The sequence below is a fragment of the Streptomyces sp. NPDC056296 genome, assembly GCF_042268605.1.
Classification (GTDB): domain Bacteria; phylum Actinomycetota; class Actinomycetes; order Streptomycetales; family Streptomycetaceae; genus Streptomyces.
Genome location: NZ_JBHJRX010000011.1, coordinates 89618 through 107615 on the forward strand (window position 1 = coordinate 89618; position 17998 = coordinate 107615).

18 protein-coding genes, 1 other RNA gene and 3 pseudogenes are annotated in these 17998 nt (G+C 69.0%); 9 read left to right on the forward strand and 13 right to left on the reverse strand.

Annotation, left to right across the window (positions count from 1 at the left end; genetic code table 11):
• The first annotated feature begins 3 nt into the window (after positions 1-3).
• Complete coding sequence (locus ACFCZF_RS10600; protein WP_376671415.1) at positions 4-1581, forward strand: bifunctional RNase H/acid phosphatase; 1578 nt, start codon at positions 4-6, stop codon at positions 1579-1581.
• On the opposite strand, the gene eda is transcribed toward ACFCZF_RS10600, so the two are convergent.
• From eda to ACFCZF_RS10620, 4 genes are all read right to left on the reverse strand, one after another.
• Positions 1556-2233, reverse strand: coding sequence for a bifunctional 4-hydroxy-2-oxoglutarate aldolase/2-dehydro-3-deoxy-phosphogluconate aldolase (gene eda, locus ACFCZF_RS10605; RefSeq protein WP_376671347.1), 678 nt, complete (start codon positions 2231-2233; stop codon positions 1556-1558). The two genes, ACFCZF_RS10600 and eda, sit on opposite strands and share 26 nt — an antisense overlap.
• Positions 2234-2306: 73 nt before the next feature.
• Positions 2307-3089 (reverse strand): peroxide stress protein YaaA, encoded by a 783-nt coding sequence (yaaA, locus tag ACFCZF_RS10610; protein ID WP_376671348.1) that lies wholly within the window; start codon positions 3087-3089, stop codon positions 2307-2309.
• 45 nt (positions 3090-3134) lie between these two features.
• Entirely contained in the window at positions 3135-3767 is a 633-nt protein-coding gene (locus ACFCZF_RS10615; protein ID WP_376671349.1) for a hypothetical protein, read from the reverse strand.
• Positions 3764-4525: a MerR family transcriptional regulator gene (locus tag ACFCZF_RS10620; RefSeq protein WP_376671350.1), complete on the reverse strand. Its 762-nt coding sequence runs from the start codon at positions 4523-4525 to the stop codon at positions 3764-3766. Before ACFCZF_RS10620 ends, ACFCZF_RS10615 begins: the two co-directional genes overlap by 4 nt.
• 108 nt (positions 4526-4633) lie before the next feature.
• Here ACFCZF_RS10620 and ACFCZF_RS10625 point away from each other — a divergent pair.
• The 3 genes and pseudogenes from ACFCZF_RS10625 to ACFCZF_RS10635 all read left to right on the forward strand — a co-directional run.
• A pseudogene (locus ACFCZF_RS10625) lies at positions 4634-4996 on the forward strand (Uma2 family endonuclease); the annotation flags it as partial.
• A gap of 107 nt (positions 4997-5103) precedes the next feature.
• Positions 5104-5507: RNase P RNA component class A (gene rnpB, locus ACFCZF_RS10630), an RNA gene on the forward strand.
• 68 nt (positions 5508-5575) lie between these two features.
• Positions 5576-5809 (forward strand): annotated as a pseudogene (locus ACFCZF_RS10635) (transposase family protein); the annotation flags it as partial.
• Between the two features lie 16 nt (positions 5810-5825).
• On the opposite strand, the gene ACFCZF_RS10640 reads toward ACFCZF_RS10635, so the two are convergent.
• From ACFCZF_RS10640 to ACFCZF_RS10670, 7 genes are all read right to left on the reverse strand, one after another.
• Entirely contained in the window at positions 5826-6260 is a 435-nt protein-coding gene (locus ACFCZF_RS10640; RefSeq protein WP_376671351.1) for a VOC family protein, read from the reverse strand.
• A 222-nt stretch (positions 6261-6482) separates the two neighbouring features.
• Positions 6483-6938 (reverse strand): ATP-binding protein, encoded by a 456-nt coding sequence (locus ACFCZF_RS10645; protein ID WP_376671352.1) that lies wholly within the window; start codon positions 6936-6938, stop codon positions 6483-6485.
• A gap of 245 nt (positions 6939-7183) precedes the next feature.
• Positions 7184-7543, reverse strand: coding sequence for an STAS domain-containing protein (locus ACFCZF_RS10650; RefSeq protein ID WP_376671353.1), 360 nt, complete (start codon positions 7541-7543; stop codon positions 7184-7186).
• 9 nt (positions 7544-7552) lie between these two features.
• A complete protein-coding gene (locus ACFCZF_RS10655; protein ID WP_376671416.1) occupies positions 7553-8809 on the reverse strand; it encodes a PP2C family protein-serine/threonine phosphatase in 1257 nt (418 codons plus the stop codon).
• Positions 8809-9618 carry an alpha/beta fold hydrolase gene (locus tag ACFCZF_RS10660; RefSeq protein ID WP_375924554.1) on the reverse strand — a complete coding sequence of 270 codons (810 nt, stop codon included), beginning with the start codon at positions 9616-9618 and terminating at the stop codon, positions 8809-8811. Before ACFCZF_RS10660 ends, ACFCZF_RS10655 begins: the two co-directional genes overlap by 1 nt.
• A gap of 173 nt (positions 9619-9791) precedes the next feature.
• A complete protein-coding gene (locus tag ACFCZF_RS10665) occupies positions 9792-10034 on the reverse strand; it encodes a DUF6411 family protein (protein ID WP_375924556.1) in 243 nt (80 codons plus the stop codon).
• Between the two features lie 95 nt (positions 10035-10129).
• On the reverse strand, positions 10130-10699 hold the full coding sequence (locus ACFCZF_RS10670; RefSeq protein WP_376671354.1) for a hypothetical protein: 570 nt from the start codon (positions 10697-10699) through the stop codon (positions 10130-10132).
• 694 nt (positions 10700-11393) lie between these two features.
• Between ACFCZF_RS10670 and ACFCZF_RS10675 the strand changes: the two genes are divergently transcribed.
• The 3 genes and pseudogenes from ACFCZF_RS10675 to ACFCZF_RS10685 form a co-directional block, all read left to right on the forward strand.
• The gene (locus ACFCZF_RS10675) at positions 11394-11804 is read left to right on the forward strand and encodes an ATP-binding protein (RefSeq protein ID WP_376671355.1); all 411 of its coding nucleotides are present in this window, start codon (positions 11394-11396) and stop codon (positions 11802-11804) included.
• Positions 11805-11916: 112 nt separating this feature from the next.
• Positions 11917-12273, forward strand: a complete 357-nt coding sequence (locus ACFCZF_RS10680) for a PRC-barrel domain-containing protein (protein ID WP_376671356.1) — start codon at positions 11917-11919, stop codon at positions 12271-12273.
• 903 nt (positions 12274-13176) lie between these two features.
• A pseudogene (locus ACFCZF_RS10685) lies at positions 13177-13651 on the forward strand (transposase family protein); the annotation flags it as partial.
• A 50-nt stretch (positions 13652-13701) separates the two neighbouring features.
• On the opposite strand, the gene ACFCZF_RS10690 reads toward ACFCZF_RS10685, so the two are convergent.
• On the reverse strand, positions 13702-14913 hold the full coding sequence (locus ACFCZF_RS10690) for a PP2C family protein-serine/threonine phosphatase (protein ID WP_375924564.1): 1212 nt from the start codon (positions 14911-14913) through the stop codon (positions 13702-13704).
• Positions 14910-16421, reverse strand: coding sequence for an ATP-binding protein (locus ACFCZF_RS10695; protein ID WP_375924574.1), 1512 nt, complete (start codon positions 16419-16421; stop codon positions 14910-14912). Before ACFCZF_RS10695 ends, ACFCZF_RS10690 begins: the two co-directional genes overlap by 4 nt.
• Before the next feature lie 193 nt (positions 16422-16614).
• Between ACFCZF_RS10695 and ACFCZF_RS10700 the strand changes: the two genes are divergently transcribed.
• Together ACFCZF_RS10700 and ACFCZF_RS10705 are read left to right on the forward strand one after the other, a co-directional pair.
• On the forward strand, positions 16615-17409 hold the full coding sequence (locus ACFCZF_RS10700; RefSeq protein ID WP_375924566.1) for a response regulator: 795 nt from the start codon (positions 16615-16617) through the stop codon (positions 17407-17409).
• Between the two features lie 300 nt (positions 17410-17709).
• Positions 17710-17967, forward strand: a complete 258-nt coding sequence (locus ACFCZF_RS10705) for a hypothetical protein (RefSeq protein ID WP_375924568.1) — start codon at positions 17710-17712, stop codon at positions 17965-17967.
• The last annotated feature ends 31 nt before the right edge of the window (positions 17968-17998 follow it).

Below are 17998 nucleotides of genomic sequence, written 5' to 3' on the forward strand. Positions count from 1 at the left end.
CCGGTGCGGGAGTTCGTCGTCGAGGCCGACGGCGGGTCGCGGGGCAACCCGGGGCCCGCGGGCTACGGGGCCGTGGTGCTGGACGCGGTGACGGGGGAGACCCTGGTCGAGGCCGCGGAGTACCTCGGGGTCGTCACGAACAACGTGGCCGAGTACCGGGGCCTGCTGGCCGGCCTGCGCGCGGCGAAGGAGCTGGACCCGGACGCGACGGTCCACGTCCGCATGGACTCCAAGCTCGTCGTCGAGCAGATGTCGGGCCGCTGGAAGATCAAGCATCCCGGCATGAAGCCGCTGGCGGCCGAGGCGGCGCGCGTCTTCCCGCCGGGGCGGGTGACGTACGAGTGGATCCCCCGCGCGAGCAACAAGCACGCCGACCGCCTGGCCAACGAGGCGATGGACGCGGGGGCGCGCGGCGAGCAGTGGTCGCCGTCCCTGTCGACGGCGGAACTGGACGCGGCCGACGCCCGTGCCGCGGCTGCCACGCACGCGGAGCGCGGGGCCCTTGGGGCCGGTGACGGTGCCGCCGTGGGCGAACGCATCGCGCAGTCGGCCCGGACGGACCCCGAGACCACCACCCGTGCCCCTCGCCCCTCCGCCGACGCAGCGGCTGACGCCGACGCTGCGGCTGACGCCGAGGTACGGGCCACGAAGGCCGTGGCTGCGCCACGGACGGGCCCCGGTCCCGAGATCGCCGGTGTCCCGCGCCCCTCCGTCGCCGTCGCGGCCGACGCCGACGCTGCGGCCGACACGGCCACCGACACCGCGGCCGACGCTGCGGCTGACGCCGACGTACGGGCCACGAAGGCCGTGGCCTCGCCACGGACGGGCCCCGGCCCCGAGACCACCGGTGTCCCGCGCCCCTCCGTCGCCGTCGCGGCGGACGCCGACACCGCGGCCGACGCCGACGTACGGGCCGCGAAGAACGTGGCCTCACCCGGCTGGGGGCCGCCCGACATGGGTGCCCCCGCCACCTTCGTCCTGCTCCGGCACGGCGAGACGCCCCTCACCCCGCAGAAGCGGTTCTCCGGAAGCGGCGGCAGCGACCCGTCCCTGTCGTCCGTCGGCCGGGAGCAGGCCGAGAGGGTCGCCGAGAGCCTCGCCCGGCGCGGCACGATCCAGGCGGTCGTCGCCTCGCCCCTGGCCCGCACCCGCGAGACCGCCGGCATCGTCGCCGCCCGCCTGGGCCTGGAGGTGACGGTCGAGGAGGGCCTGCGGGAGACCGACTTCGGTGCCTGGGAGGGGCTGACCTTCGGCGAGGCGCGCGAGCGCTACCCCGACGACCTGGACGCCTGGCTGTCCTCCCCGGACGCGGAGCCGACCGGCGGCGGCGAGAGCTTCGCGGCGACCGGCGCGCGGGTCGCCGCGACCCGCGACAAGCTGGCCACGGCCTACGCGGGCCGCACGGTGCTGCTGGTCTCCCACGTGACGCCGATCAAGACGTTCGTACGGCTGGCCCTGGGCGCCCCGCCCGAGTCGCTGTTCCGCATGGAACTGTCGGCGGCGTCGCTGTCGGCGGTGGCGTACTACGCGGACGGCGGCGCCAGCGTGCGGCTGTTCAACGACACGTCCCACCTGCGCTGAGCCCCGCCGCCTCGCGGGCCAGCGCCTCCACGCGCCCCCAGTCACGGTCGGCCACCGCGTCCTTCGGAAGCATCCAACTGCCCCCGACACAGCCGACGTTGGGCAGCGCCAGGTACTCCGGCGCCGAGCCCGGCGTGATGCCGCCGGTCGGGCAGAAGCGGGCCTGCGGCAGCGGAGCGGCGAGTGCCTTGAGGTAGGCGGTGCCGCCCGCGGCCTCGGCCGGGAAGAACTTCATCTCCCGCACCCCGCGCTCCAGCAGCGCCACCACCTCCGAGGTGGTCGACACCCCCGGCAGGAACGGCACCCCGGACGCCCGCATCGCCTCCAGCAGCGCGTCCGTCCACCCCGGGCTCACCAGGAACCGCGCCCCGGCCGCGACGACGTCCCCGACCTGGCCCGGCGTGATGACGGTGCCCGCGCCGACGACCGCCCCCGGCACCTCACCGGCGATCGCGCGGATCGCGTCGAGGGCGACCGGCGTCCGCAGCGTCACCTCGATCGCGGGCAGCCCACCGGCGACGAGCGCCCGGGCGAGCGGCACGGCGTCCGCGAGATCGTCGACGACCACGACGGGCACGACGGGGGCGAGGTCCAGGACCGAGGCGGCGGAGGAGGAGGGCAGCGCGGAGGAGGCGGGCAGCGGTGAGCTCATGGCTTCATCGTGCCGCCGCAAAGCAGTCTGCGCAACGACCGTTGCGATACATGCAACGAACGCATCGATCCGCTCAGTGGATATCCGCCACCAGCACGTCCAGCGACCACGGCTTCCCCGCCTTCGCGGGCGCCTCGGCCTCCACCTCGTACCCCAGGTCCCGCAGCGCCTCCACCAGCTCCGCCGGCCCCTCGGGCGCGGTCCCGGACGCCAGCAGACTCCGTACGATCCGCCCCTTGGTCGCCTTGTTGAAGTGGCTGACCACCTTGCGGGTCGGCGCGTGCAGCACCCGCACGGTCGCCGTCCGCCCGGCGACCTCCCCCTTCGGCTTCCACGCCGCCGCGTACGCCGACGAGCGCAGGTCCAGCACCAGCCGGTCCCCGGCCGCCTCGGGCAGCACCTCGGCCATCGGCGCCCGCCAGTACGCGCCCAGCGCCCCGAGCCCGGGCAGCTTCACGCCCATCGAGCACCGGTAGGACGGAATCCGGTCGGTCACCCGCACCGCGCCCCACAGTCCCGAGAACACCAGTAGCGAACGGGCGGCCCGCTTCTTGGCGGCCGGGTCCAGCGAGGCCAGGTCCAGGGCGTCGTACAGCACACCGGTGTAGATCTCCCCGGCCGGACGCGCCCCCGCCGTCCGTAGCTCCGTGTTCTTGGCGACCTCGCCGCGCAACCCCTCGCTGAGCCCGAGCACCTCGCGTGCCTTCTCCTCGTCACCGGCGCACAGCTCGACCAGTTCGCCGAGCACGGTCTCCCGGGCCGGGGTCAGCCCCGGCAGGGACAGCGACTCCGGCTTCAGCGGGGCGCCGCGACCGGACGCGGCCTTCCCCTCCGACGGGGGCAGCAGGACAAGCACACGCACTCCTTCACTCCGAGCTCCCAAGCTCCCGGGGGCTCCTGGTCAGGGTACGGCGTGCCCCTCCCGCGCCCGCTCGACGGCCCGTACGAGACCGCCGGGATCGTCGGCGTGGCAGCGCACGACGCGCACCTCGCGCCGCCGCCCGAAGAAGGTCACGTGGGTGACGGGCTCGGTGAGACGGACCGTCACGGAGGTCTGGGCTCCGACGGCGAGATCGAGTTCACCGTCCACCCGCTCCTGCGTGGTCCGCAGCTCGCGGCGCACGGAGGCGATCCGCTCCAGCGGTATCCGTACGTCGACGTGCACGCCCCGGCGTATCCGCAGCGTGCCGCCGCCCGGATCCAGGACGTGCGGACGGACCACGGACGCGGCGTGCAGCCCGACGACGAAGACGATGGTGTACACGTCCAGCACCAGCACCACGTGGTGCACGGTGGGCCAGTCCCGCAGCAGCACGGACATCATCACGGACTCGATCACGCACACGAACCCGAAGCCGAACATCATCGCGCCCTGCCCCCGCGAGTACCCGAAGACGGACCCGCCGGCCGCCGCCCCGTGGGTCCGCCGTGCCGCCCACAGCCACAGGCCGGCCAGCAGCCGCAGCTCGTGCCGGACCATGAGGAACGGAACGGTGGCGAGGTACGGAGCCTTGGTGCGGCACGGGCCCTTCATGACCGCCGCCCCTTCGCCGCGATCTCCATGGCCCGCCGGATCGCCTCCGCCTGCCCGGGCGCGAAGTCGGCGTACAGGGCGCCCAGGAAACCGCCGCCGGAGTCCAGTACGACGTCCTCCTCGGGCAACAGCTCAGCGGGCAGGCAGTCGGCGAGCACCCGGGCCGCCTCCGCCACCCGCGGATCGTCGACGCCGGCGTCCGCCAACTCGTCGAGCAGCGTATAGGCGGCATGAGCCCGCGCCACCGCCTCCGGCGAACCCAGGGCGCCACGCAGCGTGGCCAGCAGCCCCTCCCGGTCCTCCGGCGCCATCGTGCTCTCCAGGAGGGCCAGCATCTCCCGGTCCCGAAGGGCCATCGGCGAGCCGGAGACGTCCCCCATCCCGGCGAACAACTCGGCCAACTCCGGCGAGACCGGCCCCTCGGCCGGCAGCCCGCCCTCCGCCTCCAGCAGCGCCCGCAGCCGCACCCGGCGCTCCCGGATCGCAACCTCCTGCCGCGCGAGATCCGCGTCCAGTTCCTCCAGAACCTCGGCCAGATCCTTCCCGGCCTCGTCCGCGAGCACGTCCCGCACCTCCGCCAGCCCGAGCCCCAGCTCGGTCAGCCGCCGGATCCGTGCCAGCACGACGACGTGCCGCAGGGTGTACGTCCGATAACCGTTGGCCAGCCGTTCCGGCTCGGGCAGCAGGCCCTGGTGGTGGTAGTGCCGCACGGTCCGCGTGGTGACGCCGACGGCGTCGGCGAGTTCTCCGATCCGCATGACCTCAGTAGAAACGTTGACGTTGCGGCAGGGTCAAGCAGCCACGATCGAGGGACGGTCCACCGGTTCACGTGCGGGGGCGGGGATGTGGGCCCAGCATGGTCGACGCTCATCGAGGGCCAGATCCTCCTGACACCGCCGCAGGACGGAGACCACGAGCATTGCATCAGCCGGGTCGTGAGCCAGGTCTACGGGCGATCCCGGACGAGCATGCAGTTCTCCGGGTACAAAGGCCTGACCCTGAAGGCTGCGGAAGGCTGTCCGCGAGGCCATGCCATCCCGGACGGTACCTTCGCCCCCAGCCATCTTCGGTTGTTCCGCGGGGCCGCTCCCTGGATGCCGTGCGAGGGTGTCACATTGGCGACACCCAGGACCGACCGCGAGGCCAAACGCCATGCGTACGCGCGCGGCGGTATCTCGTTCTACCTGCTCGTCGACCGTCAGGAGTCGTCGATCACGTTGTTCAGCGACCGCGACCGTCCTGGCCGCCTTCGCCCTGATTCTCACCGGCTCGGTCCTGGCCACGGCCACCACGTCGAAGCCGCGCTCACGCCGGGTACCATGGTCGACACGGCAGACGAGCCGGGCGGGCGGCCGCGTGGAGTCCCTCACGGGACTTCCCGAGGAACGTCCGGGCTCCACAGGGCAGGGTGATGGCTAACGGCCACCCGGGGTGACCCGCGGGACAGTGCCACAGAAAGCAGACCGCCGGAGGCTTCGGCTTCCGGTAAGGGTGAAACGGTGGTGTAAGAGACCACCAGTGCCCAGGGCGACCTGGGCAGCTAGGTAAACCCCACCCGGAGCAAGGTCAAGAGGAGCGCCGTGAAAAGCGCTCTGCGCGGACGATCGAGGGCTGCCCGCCCGAGTCCGCGGGTAGACCGCACGAGGCCGGTGGCAACGCCGGCCCTAGATGGATGGCCGTCGCCGGCGGGCCCGCGAGGACCCGCCGGAACAGAACCCGGCGTACAGCCCGACTCGTCTGCCGCCACCTGCGTTTTTGCCTCGGAAAGGGCCTCTGATCTGCGACGGAGACCCTTTCCGGTCTTTCGGGGACGTCTCGGCACCGGACTGGTCATGCCGCACCGCCGCCGCGCGGGCAAGGAACTGCCGGTCTGGCAGCAGGCCCACAACAAGAGCCACAATCGGGTCCGCGCCCGTGTCGAGCACGCCTTCGCCCGCATGAAGACCTGGAAGATCCTGCGCGACTGCGGCTTGCGCGGCGACGGCGTCCATACCGCCATGCTCGGCATCGCCCGGCTGCGCAACCTCGCCCTAACGGGATGACTCCCGCCCCGTACGCTCAGTCGATACAGAACTCGTTGCCCTCGATGTCCTGCATCGGGATGGTCGACTCGTTGATGCCATCGGCAAGGAGCGTTCGCACGTGAACCGCGCCGAGCGCGACCAGTCGCGCGCACTCGGCCTCAAGTGCGGCGAGGCGCTCTCTTCCCACCAGCCCGGTGCCGACCCGCACATCAAGATGCACCCGGTTCTTGGCGGCCTTCCCCTCGGGGACGCGCTGGAAATACAGCCGCGGGCCCACACCTGAAGGATCAATGCAGGCGAACCAAGAATCCCGCTGTTCAGGCAGCTGCGAGCGCCAGTAGTCGTCCCAAGAGGCAAACCCTTCCGATGGCGGCGGTACGACGTACCCCAACACCTCACACCAGAATCGAGCGAGACGCTCAGGTTCTGCGCAGTCAAAGGTGACCTGGAACTTCTTGATCTCTGACATCGGTGCACCGTAGCAAGGGGACTTGGGTTCTGCCGTTCGCTTCCTTCGAGGGGCTGCCCGCAACCCCATCAGACGCTGGGCCATCTCGGATATCAAGCGATCAAACCGGACATCCCGCGAGGACGACGCGATCCTGGCTGCGCAGCCCACTGTGGCCATCAGGATTCAGCCCTGCCTCACTCAAGGGGGCGGCTGCGAGTTTCAAGCACGGACAGGGCGCCGCTACTGCCGGCGCCCGGTTGGGGCAGCGTTCCCCTCGTCCGGTAGAGCGATGCGGGCGGTGATGCGCTTACCGGCTATCTCTTGCTGGATGTCGAACTCCGTGGTCACGGCTTTGACGATTTCCAGACCGTGTTGGCCGATCCTGCCCGGGTCAGGAGCGCGGGCCGTCGGCACCGTAGGGTTCCGGTCCCGCACGATGACTTCTACGGTGTCGGCATCAATGCGTAGTTCCATCATGACCGGGCCGGGGGCGTACTTGCGGGCGTTGGTGACCAGTTCGCTGACCACCAGCTGGGACACTTCCGTCGCTCGCGCGGACACCAGCAACGCATCTCGGGTGTGGGCCTGGTCGAGGAAGGCTGCCACATGGCGGCGGGCCTCGGCGATGCAACCGTCGTCTCCGCTCAGGACGTAGCACTCATGACCAGCATTGGATCCCACCACAATCGTCCTCATTCCGGTTCTTCGCCGCGTACCCAGCAGACCGCCACGCACGCCGGGGTGCTCGTCGGCACAGCCATTGGGGCGTGGCGGAGCCGACGATGAACTGTCGGCCGCCGCGGCCGGCGTCGGTGGTCCAGAACGTGCCCGCGGTGCACCGACGTGGGTCCGGACGACGGTACAGCGACCCCCACGGTGGGTCCTTCGGCTGGTCTCCGTCCTCCGGGTGCTCGACCAGGCAGAGGTCGTGTGGTCGCCGGTCAGCCAGTGGTGGGGGGCCAGGCGGCTTCGGCGTCCTGAGCGGTGGGATGGGTGGGGAAGACGTGTTCCAGGCCGACGATGCGGAAGATCCGGCTGACGCGGTCGGGGACCGCGGCCAGCGCGATGGTCGCTCCGGCTGCGAGGGCGTGGTTGCGTGCGGCGATCAGCACGGTGATGCCGCTGGAGTCGCAGAAGGTGAGACCTGCGAGGTCGAGGACGAGCTGTTGGCCGACGCGCAGTTCGAGGTCGGGCAGCGCGGCGCGGACGTCGGGCGCGGTGTTGTGGTCAAGCTCTCCGGCGAGTTCGATGACCGCTCCGGCAGCGGTGGCGTGAGTGTGGAGGGTCAGTTGCTTGGTCACTGCTGCTCTTCACTGGTGGGTCGGGGGCACGTGGATGGCGAGGACGGCTGTGTCGTCGTCCACGCCGGTGCCGAGGGTGTCGAGCAGGTCGCGGACCGCGCCGATCGTGTCGGATGCGGTGGTGGGAGCCAGGGCGCGGCCGAAGTCGAGGAGGGCGTCATCACCGTACCGGTCGTCCTCGCCGCCGTCGGCGGTGTGGGCTTCGGTCAGGCCGTCGGTGTGCAGGAGCAGCGTGTCGCCGGGGGCGAGGTGGACGGTTGTGGTGGCGATCTGGGCGTCGGGCAGTACGCCGATGAGCTGCCCGCCGGGGGTGTGCAGGAAGTCGGCGGTGCCGTCCGCACGCATCAGCAGGGCCGGAGGGTGCCCGCCGCTGGCGAGGGTGATGTGGAAGCCGCCCCGGTCGGTGTCGGGGGTGAGCAGGCCGAAGATGACCGTGCAGAAGCGGGGGTCGGTGCCGTTGTACTCGTGGTTGAGGACTGTGTTGAGGTTGGCGAGGACAGCGGCCGGGTCGGAGTCGTAGACGGCGGCGGCGCGCAGGGTGTAGCGCGCCAGGGAGGTGACGGCCGCGGCGGCGGCACCCTTGCCGCACACGTCCCCCAGAAACAGCCCCCAGGTGCCGGCAGCCAGGGGAAACAGGTCGTAGAAGTCGCCACCGACCTCATCGACCGAGGCGATGTGGTAGTGCGCGGAAACATCGAGGCCGGGCACGTTCGCCAGGGTCGGTGGCAGCAGTGTCTTCTGCAGGGTGGCGGCCAGGCGCTTCAGGCGGTCGCGTTCCTCGTCGGCTGCTTTGCGGGCGCGCAGCAGCTCCGTCTCGTAGGCACGACGGTCGCGGGCGTCGAAGACGGTGGTACGAATCAGCAGCGGCTGCCCGTCGCCGCCTGTTTTCACCGTCGAGGTGACCATGACCGGCAACCGGCTCCCATCGGCTGCCTTGAATTCCAAGGCGATACCGCTGATCTCGCCCTGCATCCGCAGCAGCGGCGCGAAGTGGGTCTCGTGGTAGAGCCGACCACCGACCGTGAGCAGGTCGGAGAAGTGCTTGCCGCCCACCAGGTCGTCCGCCTCGTACCCGAGCCAGTCCAGCAGCGTGGCGTTGACCTTCGCGATCCGCCCGTCCAGCAGGGTGGACAGGTAACCGCACGGCGCGTGCTCGTACAAGTCCTCGGCACTGTCCTCCAGCAGTGCCGAGAACTCCGCCTGCTCACCCGTCGGCTCATGGCCCTCTTTCGGGCTGTCCCCTTTTTCGTCGTTGGTCTTGCACATCATCCGGCGGCTCCCGCGAACGCGGCGATCGTCGCGGCGGTCTCCTCGGGAGCGGCAAGCTGGGGGCAGTGTCCCGTCGCGTTCAGGGTGACCAGCTTGCTTCCCGGTATCTCCGCATGCACGAAGGCGCCCACCTCCGGCGGCGCGATCGCGTCACTGGAGCACTGCGCGACCAGCGTGGGAACTCCAACCCCGGCCAGGTCCGCCCGGTTGTCAGAAAGGAACGTCACTCGGGCGAAGACCCGTGCGATGTCCGGATCCGTACGGCAGAAGCTGTTGGTCAGCTCCTCGCCCAGCTCCGGCCGCTCCGGATTGCCCATGATCACCGGGGCCATGGCGCCCGACCAGCCCAGGTAATTGGCGTCCAGCGACTCCAACAGCTCATCGATGTCCTCGGCACTGAACCCGCCCCGGTAATCGGCCTCCGGGTAGTCGATGAAACAGGGCGAGGGAGCGAGCAGCACCAGTCCGGTGAACGCCTGGGGCTCCCGGGCAGCGGCAAGTACGCCCATCATCGCGCTCACAGAATGTCCCACGAACGTGACGGGGCCCAGCGCCAGCTCGCGGCACAGCTGCAGCACGTCGTCGGCGTAACCGTCCAGCGACGAGTACCGCTCACGGCTCCACGCCGACAGTTGCGAATTCCCCGAGCCCACGTGATCGAAGAGGACCACGGTGAAGTCACGTTCCAGCGCGGGCGCCACCAGGCGCCACATGTTCTGGTCGCACCCGAACCCGTGCGCCAGCATCACCACCGGCGCACCGGCCCGCCCGGTCACCCTCACGTGGTTCCTGCTCAGCACGTCCATATGGAACATTCTCGCAGACGGGCAGATCAGCCGTCCGTGTACTCACCTCTTCCGGCACGATCCTCCCTCGAGGCAGCGACGGCCGCACGCGGGACCAGCAATAGTCACACGAGCCTGCCCAGGGGGATGACTGCCCAAGAGCTCCAGGGGCAGGGGGCCTGTATCCCGCGGCCTCAGAACGGCATGCGGCCTCGGGTGCGTCGGCCGGCGGATCCGCTGCGTCCGACAGCCTTCGAGCTGCTGCGGAAGGGCTTGCTGAAGATCCGACCGAGGATTCCCGGGGCTTTACCGCCGGCGCGTGATCCGGCTCCCAAGGTGCGTTGGGTGCCGCGTTCGGGATGCCGGGACAGGCGGGGGACGAAGAAGGCGAGGACTGCCAGGACGATACAGACGGCGACTATGCCGACAACCATCATGAGGGGCTCCTTGGGTTGAGGTGTGTCCTTGCCACTTGCCCCGGCGATGCGGGCGCATGCGCCGGGCCCGGTTCGTCGACCGCGTCGCCGCCGCGTCACGCCTGCGTGTCCGCCGGGTCGACGATCTCGTCCTGGGGCGGCTGCTGCACCTTGACCTTCTCGCCGTAATTGTCGAAGGTCATGCTGCTGCTCTCGGAGCCCTCGGTCACGGTCTTCAGGATGTAGGGCTCGCCGTTGGTGGCGACATGCATGCTGATCCGCTCGCCCTTGTGTTCCTTCTTCAGGATGAGCGCCTCCTCGTCACCCACTTTGGCGGTCTCTCCACGCTTCATGCCCTGGCGTTCGGTCTTGTCCTGGTCCATGGCGGCCAGGAACTGCTTCTTGTCGCAGAACGCCGCGTCCTGGCTGTCCGCGGGAGCCGTGACCCACTTGCCCGCCAGCTTCTCGGCGAGCTGCTCGCCCTGTTTGCCGTCACCACCGCTCGCGCGCGCGGAGTTGGTCCAGAAGGTGCGGTCGCCCTTGATCAGAACGTCCCCACCCTCGCTTCGCAGCAACTGGGCCTTGGCGCCGTCGCCGCTGATGGTCCCGGTGCAGTTGCCCTGGTTGTCCACTCGGACATCGAGTTCGATGGTGTTCCCGCCCTTGACGTGAGCGGTCCCCTTCATGTGGACAGAGGACGCCTTGTCGGTGGCAGCGACCGCCTTGGCCGCGATGTCATCGGCCTTCTGCCCCGAGAACGGCTTATCGGAGGAATCACCTCCACACCCGGAGACGAGCAGTACTCCCGAGCAGAGCGTGCCGAGCACCAAACTGGTCCGTGTCCTGGCCGTCATCATGTCCCCGCCCCTTTCGGCCCGGCACGTGGGCCCGGCCATGCCGTCACTCCAACGCCCGTGACTTCCGGGCTCAGGACCCGGCTACCCCCAAGTCGCGGAATTTGGCTGTGATTTCACAGAAAGAGCGCCCCGCCATGCGACGCAAGGGCCGGACCTTCCTGAAGCCCCCGTCCGCGGCGCTTGGCTGAGGTGGTCGGCCAGCTCGCGTGCGCCCCAGGGCAGGGCACAACAGCCTTGATCGGTAGATGCTCGCCGCGAGCCCCGCGCGGTCACACCGCAGTCTTCGGCGCGATGCGAGTGGCCCTGAACCGCGCGCATCAGATGTTCACGAGAACTGGCAATGCGGGATACGCGGAGCAGACCTCCGAAAATGCCCACCCTGGGTTACCGAGCCTCTCCAAGACGCCGAACAGAACTCAGCGCACCGACCCGAAGCATCCGAATGGCATTTCCGACGCATACGAGCCGCGTGCGTGATGGTCCGCTGGGTACGCGTTGAGGGACGGGAAGGAGGGCGATTCCAGTGGGATCCGATGGTGGTTATGAGTGCTACACCCTGAGCGGAGACAACGGATGCATTGCCGAGGCCCGCCACCGGGTTGCGGTCTTCCTCGACCAGGCGCGTGCCCGACATGGACCGCTGATCTCGGCTCGTGCGACGGATTTGTCCCAGCTGGTGGTCAGCGAACTGGTCACCAACGCCCACAAATACGCGCCCGGACCAGTCGAAATGGAGTTGCGTATGGATGCCGACACTTTGACAGTCGCCGTCCGGGACGGCGACCCCACGGTTCCGACGGCCCGCACCTCCGACCCGGGCAGGATCGGCCAGCACGGCCTGGAAATCGTCAAAGCCGTGACCAAGGATCTCGACATCCAGCGGGAATCGGCCGGTAAACGCATCACCGCCCGCATCGGCCTCTTGGACTACTGACCGCATGCGCACTGCGTGACTCGCGCGCCGACGGGTAACCGGGCATGAGGTGTCGGACAACTCACTCCATCCGGGGGGCCCGCCGCAATCCCCGTAGTTGAGGAGAATGCAGATGACAACCGGCAACGCCCAGATCCTGAACAGGCTCAGCGATTCCCAGCAGGCAGTGGAAACGCCCGAGCAAGATGTCCGAGACCGCAAGGTGGTGGACGCGGACGCCAACGACATCGGGACGGTGGATGACCTTCTGATCGACGAACCCGAACGCAAGGCCCGGTTTCTCCTCGTGGCTCACGGTGGCTTTCTCGGCTTCGGCGAGACCAAATCATTCATCCCCGTCGAAGCGGTCACCCACATCACTGACGACCAGGTTTTCATCGATCAGTCGCGCGAGCGGGTCGCTCAGGCGCCTGCTTACGATCCCGACCTGACCGATGAACCGGACTACTACAGCAACGTTTACGGTTGATCAGACGACGCTGTCACAGGACGGCTGACCCAGGTGCGCTGCCACCGTGAGCCTCTTCCAGCCTGAAGTGCCGTCTCAGTGACGTCATCTGACATAGGGTCAGCCCCGAAAAAGCCTCCGTGGATGGCCTCATCGTTGGGGGTCGCCATCGCACACACCCGTCCGGTTGTGTTGGTGTGCGTCAGACGCTCTGGCAGGGTGACGCTGCAAACCGGGCAGGGAGTTCGATCTTGAGCAGGGCCAACGACCCAGTACCGGTCAAAACGCGGCCTGATCCACCAGAGTGAGTTGCTCGAGAACAACACCGTTGTCGTGCATGGCAGGGACGGCGTGCTGTTGTCGAACACGGACTGGAAGGCCGGCGTCGCCGAGGGGCTGCCGCCGGAAATCGCCGAGGACACACCGCTGGCCTTGTACGGCCTCATCACTGGTCTGCCTGCTGAAACCGCGCAGCTTCCTTGGGATGGCCCCAAGGTGCGGGTCATTGAGCATACGGCGCATGCCCCGGGCCATGCGGCGCTGTTGATCGAAAACGCCGAGTTCTCATCGCCGGCGACATGCTCTCCGATGTCCTCATCCCCGGACACGGATCCGTCGCCAGGGACGAGGAGGTACGCGCAAGGATCAAACTGGATCGAGCGTACGTGGAGGACCTACGTGACGCCCGGGTCTCCAGCGACCCACGGGTCGTATCGCCCAAGCCCGGCTGGGAGTGGGCAAGCGACATTCACGAAGGGCAGGCCCGAAGCCTCGCCCGAGGAAGCGAGCGCGAGGGGACGCCTGACCAGAGATCCGCTTCCGCCGCAGGACGACCCTGCCAGTGAACCGTTGCCAAGATGGCGTCACTGACCGCGAGTTGGATAGTCCTGCGCATTGAAGAAGCTCCTGTTAGACGGGTCCTCGATGGATCTGTCCAGCCGTACCTTGCGGTTTCTGACCGGACAACTGACGGCCAGGCGGCAGGAGATCGGGACGCGGTGGCGACGTCCTTCCGCTTCGCGTCAGGCCCTCCTCGCCCTGGCTCATCTGCGGTGCGGTGACACCTACGCCCAACTCGCCGCCGGGTTCGGCATCGGGATCGCTGAGGCGGTGAGGGCGATACGAGCGAAGGCGTTCGTCATCCTCGACGGCACCCTGCTCCCCATCGACCGCACCGCCGCGCGACAACACGGGATCATCGAAGCCGTTGCTGATGCGGGACTCAAATGCTGGGCCGACAAGGCCTGTCAAGGCGCTGGCGCCCTTGTCCGGGTGCCGTTTCGGGGCCGCCGTCTCAAGCGATGGAAGCGCCGGCACAACACCACTCACGCCAAGATCCGCTGTGTCCGGTGAGCTGGCGATGGCCACGCTGAAGGGCTGGCGCCTCCTGCGGACGCTCAGTGTGCCTTCGCCGTATGCCTTCGGAACGGGCGCCCGCGTCACTGGGCCTCACCGTAACGTGCCGCTCGTGCTCTGGTCCCTGATTCCGGCCTGTGTGTTGTTCCAGTCGAGCCGGAGGATCGCGAGGTCGTCGGTGTGGCGGTCGGCGTTGAGTTCCCGCGCGTCCGCGATGAGCTGGTCGAGCTGTGCGCCGGGGTCGGAGCTCGGCGGCGTGCCGAGAAGCCGCAGGAGACCCTCGGTGCCCAGCCGTTCGCGGGCGGGGCCCGCATGACCCTCGACGAGACCATCCGTGTACATCATGAGCGCTCCGGCCGCCGGCAGCGGCACGGTGGTGGCGGGCCACATCTCGAGGCCGGGGGCGATACCGAGTGCGATGCCGTGCTGGGCCTCGACCTCGCGTGTCCTCCCGTTGTCGGTGATCAACGGTTCGTGATGGCCGGCGAGGTGAAAGGTGAACGTCGAGGCTTCCAGGTCCAGGGTGGCGATGGTCAGCGTGGTGAACATGTCCGGTCGGACCCGCTCGGCCACCAGCATCTGTTCGATCAACCGCAGGAGCTCCGTTCCGCGATGGCCCCCGAGGACCAGGGACCGCCACGCGATACGCAGACAGACGCCGAGAGCGGCCGCGTCCGGCCCGTGACCGCTGACGTCACCGACCACGGTGTGCACCAGGTTGTCGTCGGTCTGGACGACGTCGAGGAAATCGCCTCCCAGCAGGGCGCGTTCCCTCCCGGGGAGATAGCGGGTGGTGGCCACCAGCGTCGTGGTCGCGAGCATCGGGGGCGGGAGAAGGCCACGCTCCAGGCGCGCGTTCTCCTGCGCCCGCAGCTCGCCGGCCTGCAGATCGGCCTTCGCGCGTTCGGCCTGCTTTCGCTGTACGGCGTAGCGTACGACGCGCTGCAGGAGGTCTGCTTCGACCTTCCCTTTCACCAGGTAGTCCTGGGCACCGGTGGCGAGGGCCTGGACACCGGCGTGTGACTCGGACAGACCCGTCAGGACGATGACGGCGGCGTCGCGGTCCGACTTCTGGATCGCGGTGACCGCGCTCAGTCCCGTCGCGTCGGGCAGGTGCAGGTCGAGCAGCACACAAGAGGCCGGATACGCGGTGAGCTCCGCGCAGGCTTCCGTCAGGCTCTTCGTCCAGACCAGGGAATGCGAGAGGCCGGTGTCGCTGAGCAGCTCTTCGACCAGGAGTGCGTCCCCCGCGTCGTCCTCGACCAGCAGGATGCGGTAATGCGGGTTGGTTTCGGGTGTGCTCAACGTCTCTCCCCTTCGACGTCGACGTCCTCGGGCTGTTCGGGATGGTGAACCGGCAGCGTGAAGGTGATGCGAGCGCCGGGGCGATGGCCGGGATCCACCTGGATCGTGCCGCCGTGGAACTCGACCACCTTCTTGCACATGGCCAGGCCGATGCCGTTACCCGGGTACGCGTCCTTGGTGTGCAGCCGCTGGAAGATGACGAAGATCTTCTCCGAGAACTCCGGAGCGATGCCGATGCCGTTGTCGCTGACGCTGAAGATCCAGTCGTCGTCGGCGCGTTCTGCTTCCACCCGGATCCTGGGGGTCCGCTCGGCGCTGCGGAACTTGATGCCGTTGGAGATCAGGTTCTGCAGCAGCATGCCCAGTTGCGTGGCATCACCGACGACTGTCGGCAGGTCGCCCACGGTGACCTCGGCTCCGGCCTCCTCGATGGTGACGCTCAGGGAATTGAGGACGCCCGCCGCGATACCGTCGAGGTCCACGGTGTTCTGCTCATTGTGGACGCGGCCGACGCGGGAGAACTCCAGCAGGTCGTTGATCAGGGTCTGCATGCGGTTCGCGCCGTCCACGGCGAAGCCGATGTACTGGTCGGCCCGCTCGTCGAGCTGGCTGCCGTACCGGCGCTGAAGCAGCTGGGTGAAGCTCGAGACCTTGCGCAGCGGCTCCTGCAGGTCGTGCGAGGCGACGTACGCGAACTGCTCCAGCTCGGCGTTCGAACGCTTCAGGTCGGCCGTCTGCTCGTCGAGAAGACGGCGGCCCGCCTCGGCCGCGGCAAGCTCCTCGACGAGACGGCGTCGCATCGCCTCGACGTCGTCGCCCAGTCTGCGCAGGTCCGCCGGGCCGCCGATCTCCACGGGGTTCCCGAACCGGCCGCTCGCCACCAGCCTCGCCCTCGCGCCGAGGAGCCCCAAAGGCTTCGTGATGCCGCGCCGCAGGCTCTCGAAGGCCAGGACGGCAAGCGCGAGGATCAGGGCGACGGCTGACCACAGAACCCAGGTGCGCAGGGTCGAGGCCCGCTTGAGATCCGCGTCGACCGCGTCGCGCGCGTCCTCCAGGTGACTCTGCTGCGTCGAGAGCGCCTTGCGGACCTCGTCGAATGCCGCCTTGCCCTCGTCCGCCCGACCTTCCGCCGCGGGCACCGGTGAACCGGCCGGGGACTCGACGACGGGAGTCGCGAACTGCCGCTGCCAGGATTCCACCGACTTCACCACCGCCGACAGGTCCTCGCGGGCCCCCGCGTCGTCACGCACCAGGGGACGAAGGCGGGCCAAAGCCGCTTCCTGGTCCGCCACCCCCTGTGTGTAAGGAGCGAGGAACTCCTCCTGCCCCGTCATGCCGTACCCGCGTACTCCCGTTTCCTGGTTGAGCAGCGCCGTCTCCACGCGCACCGCGTTGATCAACGCGGGCGACTGCACCTCCACCAGCTCGTCCGTGAGGTCCGAGGTACGGGCCATCGCCCAGCCGGCCACGGCCCCCAGCACGGTCAGAACGGCCAGGGCCGCGCTCATACCCATGAGGAGCCACTGGTTGGACGTCCACGCCCTGCGGGCCGGTCCTGCGGTGGGCACGCCTGCGCCTCTGTCGACCTCCACCAGTGATGCCCCTTTGCTCCTCAACGGCCTCCCAGCGTGGCCAGCGAACCACTGTACCGCCCCGACAACCCTCGTTGTCAGGTGCGGAGGCAGCCAGTAAGCTACGGCCATGACGGACACGCGCACCACTCAGAGGGAAATCTCTCCCCTCGCGGTCGCCGCCGTCGAAGACGTGGCCCGACGTCTCGCTCAGACGGCCGTGGGAACATCTGGTGCGGACAGCCGAGGCGACGAAGTCACCATGTGCGACGAGGCCTTGGCCTACTTGCGCGCACTGGTCCAGCTTCGACGCGCGGCCGAGTCATTGGAGTACGCCGCCGCCATGGCAGCTGCATCGGCGGGAGCCGGGTACCCGCAGCTCGGCGCAGCCGGCGACATCAGTCGGCAGGGCGCCCGCCGTCGCTGGCCGGGCCTGGCCGAGCTGATGCCTCCCGCTACCCGCCCCACCCATGCGAACGATACGAATCCGGAGCCGAAAATGGCCGCCACAGTACGCCCCTACGATGTGCTCCTGGTCGAGGACGACATCGCCGATGCCATGCTCATCGAGGGTGCGCTCACCGCCCACGGTGCCCGCAACCTGACCAAGGTCGAGGACGGGGTGGCCGCACTGGAATACCTGCGCGACCAGGGCAATCCCCGTCCTGACCTGATCGTGCTCGACCTCAACATGCCGCGTATGAACGGCCGTGAGCTGCTGGCCATCGTCAAGGCCGACGAGAACCTGCGGACCATTCCCGTGGTGGTACTCACCACGTCCGCGGCACCGGACGACGTGACCGGCGCCTACCACCAGCATGCGAACGCCTACGTCACAAAGCCGGTCAACCTCGACGACTTCGAACGCGCGGTGCAGAGCATCGACGCCTTCTACCTCGACACGGCCACGAAGGCTCCCCGGTAGGGCGCTCCCTCCTCGCCCGACACGGACCGAGCCTTCTTCTCGCGAATGCGGGCGCGGAGAACTGCGCCTCCGGTGCGGCGGCGCCCGACCACCCGTGGTCACTCCACGACCACCGCGGATACCGGCGCGGTCGCCAGGCTCGGTCTGGTGTGCATGGCGTATCGAGACGGTGAGCGCCCCAGTCGACTCCGCTGCCACCGCTGTCAGTGCGGTCACTTTCGCGTCAGGGCGGAACGGCCCGAGGCTGGACGGGTACGTACCCGTACCCGTACCCTGTAAGCTCGCAGCGAGGAGGCAGCCATGTCCGACGCCAACGTACGCATTCCCACCGAGGCCCGCGATCGGCTCGCGCGGATAGCTTCTTCCGAAGGCATGTCATTGCGGGGGTACCTCTCCCATCTCGCCGAGACGCTGCTCACCCCCGAGGAGCGGGCAGAGAGGGCCGAGCAGGCCCGAGCCGCCCTGTGTGAGTGGAACGGCTACGACCCGAGCACGAGTGAACAGGCGGCTCTCGACGCAGAGCTCGACCGGCGGTTGAGTGAGGCCGACGCCAGGTGACGACTGAACCACTACACATCGTCCTGGACGA